The organism is Mesorhizobium sp. M7A.F.Ca.CA.001.10.2.1, assembly GCF_003998575.1.
Classification (GTDB): Bacteria; Pseudomonadota; Alphaproteobacteria; order Rhizobiales; family Rhizobiaceae; genus Mesorhizobium.
In genome coordinates this window covers 1-4,219 of sequence record NZ_RZQY01000543.1, presented here as the reverse complement: position 1 = coordinate 4,219, position 4,219 = coordinate 1, and the positions used below count along the sequence as shown (strand labels likewise).

The following is a 4,219-nucleotide window of genomic DNA, read 5'->3' as shown; positions in this document are numbered from 1 at the left end:
CAACTGCACCGTCACCATCGCCCACAGCCGCACCAGGGATCTGCCCGCCTTGGCCCGCACCGCCGATATCCTTGTCGCGGCCGTCGGCAGGCCGGAGATGATCAGGGGTGATTGGGTGAAGCCCGGCGCCACCGTCATCGATGTCGGCATCAACCGCATTCCGGCGCCGGAAAAGGGCGAGGGCAAGTCCCGCCTCGTCGGCGATGTCGCCTATGCCGAAGCGGCTAAGGCCGCCGGCGCCATCACGCCGGTTCCCGGCGGTGTCGGGCCGATGACCATTGCCATGCTGATGGCCAATACGTTAGCCTCGGCCTACCTAGCGGCCGGATTGAAACGGCCGTCCTTCTGACCCGCCAGAAAGCCGCAGCTTTGCCGAACCCCAGTGTTCCCTCAGAACGGCCGGTCATCACGGACCCCGTTCAAGGCGGGCGGCAGTTCGCATTCCTGCTGGTAGACAAGTTCTCCATGTTCTCGCTGGCTGCCGCGATCGATACGTTCCGGTCGGCGAACCGGTTGCTTGGCCGCGACTTCTACGGTTGGACGACGGTGTCGGCCGATGGCGATCCGGTGATGGCTTCCAATGGCCTGCCGCTCAAGATCGACTACGCCGTTGCCGACCTGCCGCCGGTCGATATCCTTTTCGTCTCGGTCGGGCTGACGACGGAATTTCCCGGCAAGAGCAAGGTGCTGGCGGCACTGCGCAGCTGGGGCCGGCGCGGCAATGCGCTGGGTGCCCTGTCGGTCGGCTCCTACCTGCTGGCCGAGGCCGGCCAGCTCGAAGGCTATCGCTGCACCATCCATTGGGAAAATCGCGCCGGCTTCGTCGAACGCTTCCCCGATATCAACTGCACCGGCAATGTCTTCGAGATCGACCGCAAGCGCTACACCTGCGCCGGCGGCACCACTTCGATCGACCTGATGCTGGAGATCGTGCGCGGCGATTTCGGCTCGAACCTCGCCAATGGCGTCGCCAACCAGTTCCAGCACGAACGCATCCGCTCGGCCGGCGACCGCCAGCGCGTCGGCCCGGAACGCGACCTGACCGGCAAGTCGGAGAAGCTCAGACGCATCGTCGAACTGATGGCCGACCACCTCGACGAGCCGCTGTCGGCGGTGCAGCTGGCCAAATCCGCCGGTCTGTCGGTGCGTCAGGTCGAGCGCCTGTTTCTGCGCCATCTCAGCGTCACGCCCGGCCGTTATTACATGCGGTTGCGGCTGGAGCGGGCGCGCGAACTGCTGCGCCAGACCAACATGCCGATCCTCGATGTGGCGATAGCGACCGGCTTCACCTCGCATTCCTACTTCGCCCAAAGCTACCGGCTGCAATTCGGCAGGCCGCCCTCGGAAGAGCGCCGCACGACTTACTGAATTCCGCTTCCGCTGAAAAGTTCGGCGCCCCGGCGCATCGGGCCAGGGTAGCGAATTCGGGTAACGGGTTCCTTCGGAGCCTTCGCCGGCGCGTAGGCTGGGTGCATCAAACGAAAAACCCGCCTGAGCGGCGGGTCACCGGCGCAAATCAGCACCATGGGCAAAAATGTACCATAGCTGAGTGCATCCAGTCAAGAAAAAATTCCTATCATGGAAAGCCATCGGCACTGCCGACACCCCGAACTGGCTGTCATCACGACTTTTGTTAAGCTGGGTTCGGGCCCGACGCACCTGGCTGCCCGGACTTGTGTCCCGGCGCCGCGTCAAATAGCTTGCCGCCCGGATCAGGGGCGGATTTAGGAGATTTCGATGGCGGGACTTGCACGGGGCGTCGCTGCGGCGATCCTCCTTTTGTCGATGACGACCTTCGGCTTCGCCGCAAACAAGGTCATCATCATTCTCGATGCGTCCGGCTCGATGTGGGCGCAGATCGACGGCAAGCCCAAGCTCGAAATCGCCCGAGAGTCGCTTCGAACCGTGCTTCAATCGGTCCCCACCGACGACGACATCGGCTTTATGGCCTATGGCCACCGTGAAAAGGGCAGCTGCGACGACATCCAGCTGATCGTGCCGCCGCAGGCAGGTTCGGGCAGCGCCATTTCGGCCGCTGCCGACAGCCTGAAATTCCTCGGCAAGACGCCGCTGACGGCGGCGGTCAAACAGGCGGCCGAGGCGCTGAAATACACCGAGGACAAGGCGACCGTCGTGCTCATCACCGACGGGCTCGAAACATGCGGCGGCGACCCTTGCGCGCTTGGCAAGGAGCTCGAGGCATCCGGCGTCGACTTCACCGCCGATGTCGTCGGTTTCGGCCTGACCGCCGATGAGGGCCGGCAGATCGCCTGCCTCGCCGACAACACCGGCGGCAAATACATCCAGGCCTCCGACGAGAAGGCGCTGCAGGAGGCGCTTGCCGAGACCGTGGCGGCGCCGGTGCCGGAACCGGCACCCGCTCCGGCACCGGAGCCAGCGCCCGCACCGGAGCTGGCCAAACCGGACTTCAATTTCCAGCCGATAGCAGTGCTTGCCGAGGGCGGCGATCCCGTCACCGACGGCAACGCCTGGGAAATCTACAAGGCGAAACCCGACGGTACGCGCGGCGACTACGTCAGCACCGAATACGGCGCCTACAAGGCCAATCTGGAACTGGGCGACTATATCGTCGTGGCCAGTGACGGCCAGGCGAAGACCGAGCAGAAGGTCAAGATCGAGGCAGGCCAGGTCTACAAGCCTCTCTTCAACTTGAATGCCGGCACGCTCATCATCCATCCGCGACCGAGCGAGGGGGCGGATGTCGTCGATGGCGCGGCTGTCGTCATCGACTATCCTGGTGCCGACATGCCCGCCACCTTCTATGGGACGACGAAAGCCGTGTTGCCGGCCGGCGACCAGAAGGTGACTGTCACGATCGGGCAGGGCGTGGCTACCGAGACGATTCCGCTGGCTGCCGGCAAGACCGTGGAAAAGGACATGGTTGCCGGTGTTGGCCATGTCGTTGCCAATGCTTACTATGCTGCGGGCGGCGACAAGGCGGACGGTTCAGGCATCGGCTTCAAGGTGCTCAAGGCAAAAAAGAAGATCGATGGAACCAGGGACGAGGTGACCTATGCCTACGGACCCGACAGCAAATTCGATCTGCCGCCCGATGACTATGTGTTGATTGCGACGGTTGATCTCGCCGTCGTCGAGCAGCCGTTCACCGTCAAGGTGGGCGAATTTCAGGATCTGAAGGTCGCAATGAATGCCGGCGTGCTGGCGATCACCGCGCCCGGAGCCTCGAAGATCGAGATTTTCGAGGCCAAGAAGGACATCAACGGCAACCGCAAGTCGCTTGGCTATGCATTCGACCAGAAGTATCAGGCAGCGATCCCGGCGGGCGACTACGCCGTGGTTTCGGAGAAATCCGACAACAGTTCGAAAGAAGGCAACGTGACGGTCAAGGCCGGCGAGCGAGCCGAGCTAACCGTGCAATAGAATCGTATGCACAACCGCAAGAGGGCGGCCATGTGCCGCCCTTTTTCATGAACGACGCAGAACTGCCGTCAAGCGGTGCCGAAGGCGCTGGCGCCATGGTCGGCGCGGCCGACCAATTGCCGGAAGCCGGCAAACAGTTCGCGGCCGAAGCCGAACTCGTTGCCGATAAGATCGGCATCCGCCGTCCGGCGCAAGGCGAACTCCCCGGCCGGCACCAGGACTTCGAGTGTGCCGGCTTCGGCGTCGAGCCGGATGATGTCGCCTTCGTGGATCCTGGCGATAGGACCCTCCTCGACCGCTTCCGGCGTCACATGGATCGCCGCCGGCACCTTGCCGGAGGCGCCCGACATGCGCCCGTCGGTGACCAGCGCGACGCGCTGGCCGCGATCCTGCAGGATGCCGAGCACGGTGGTCAGCTTGTGCAGTTCCGGCATGCCATTGGCCTTCGGCCCCTGGAAGCGGATGACGGCGATGAAATCACCGGTCAGCGTGCCTGCCTTGAACGCATCGTTCAGCCCTTGCTGGCTGTCGAAGACCCTGGCCGGCGCCTCGATGATACGCCGCTCCGGCTTCACCGCGGAAGTCTTGATGACGGCGTGGCCGAGATTGCCTGACAGCACCTTCAGGCCGCCGGTCGCCTGGAATGCCTTGTTGAACGGCGCCAGCACTTTTTCGTCGCCGCTTGCCTTCGGCGAGGCCTCGCGCACCACGCTGCCGTCGGCGCCGAGCTTTGCCTCGACCGCATAGGGCCGCAGGCCTTCGCCCCACACCGTCTGCACATCCTCATGCAGGATGCCTTCGTCGAGCAGTTCGCGGA

The 4,219-nt window shown here is 64.0% G+C and carries 3 protein-coding genes and 1 pseudogene; 3 read left to right on the top strand and 1 reads right to left on the bottom strand.

The annotated features are described in order from the left end of the window. The 3 genes and pseudogenes from EN964_RS26840 to EN964_RS26830 all read left to right on the top strand — a co-directional run. Positions 1 to 349 (top strand): annotated as a pseudogene (locus tag EN964_RS26840) (bifunctional methylenetetrahydrofolate dehydrogenase/methenyltetrahydrofolate cyclohydrolase); the annotation flags it as partial. A gap of 20 nt (positions 350 to 369) precedes the next feature. Continuing rightward, positions 370 to 1,368: a GlxA family transcriptional regulator gene (locus EN964_RS26835; RefSeq protein WP_164748958.1), complete on the top strand. Its 999-nt coding sequence runs from the start codon at positions 370 to 372 to the stop codon at positions 1,366 to 1,368. A 369-nt stretch (positions 1,369 to 1,737) separates the two neighbouring features. Continuing rightward, complete coding sequence (locus EN964_RS26830; protein WP_127272341.1) at positions 1,738 to 3,402, top strand: VWA domain-containing protein; 1,665 nt, start codon at positions 1,738 to 1,740, stop codon at positions 3,400 to 3,402. Positions 3,403 to 3,470: 68 nt separating this feature from the next. Here EN964_RS26830 and EN964_RS26825 read toward each other — a convergent pair. Further along, positions 3,471 to 4,219: dihydroxy-acid dehydratase (locus tag EN964_RS26825; RefSeq protein ID WP_206528763.1), on the bottom strand; the 749-nt coding region annotated here is incomplete at its 5' end.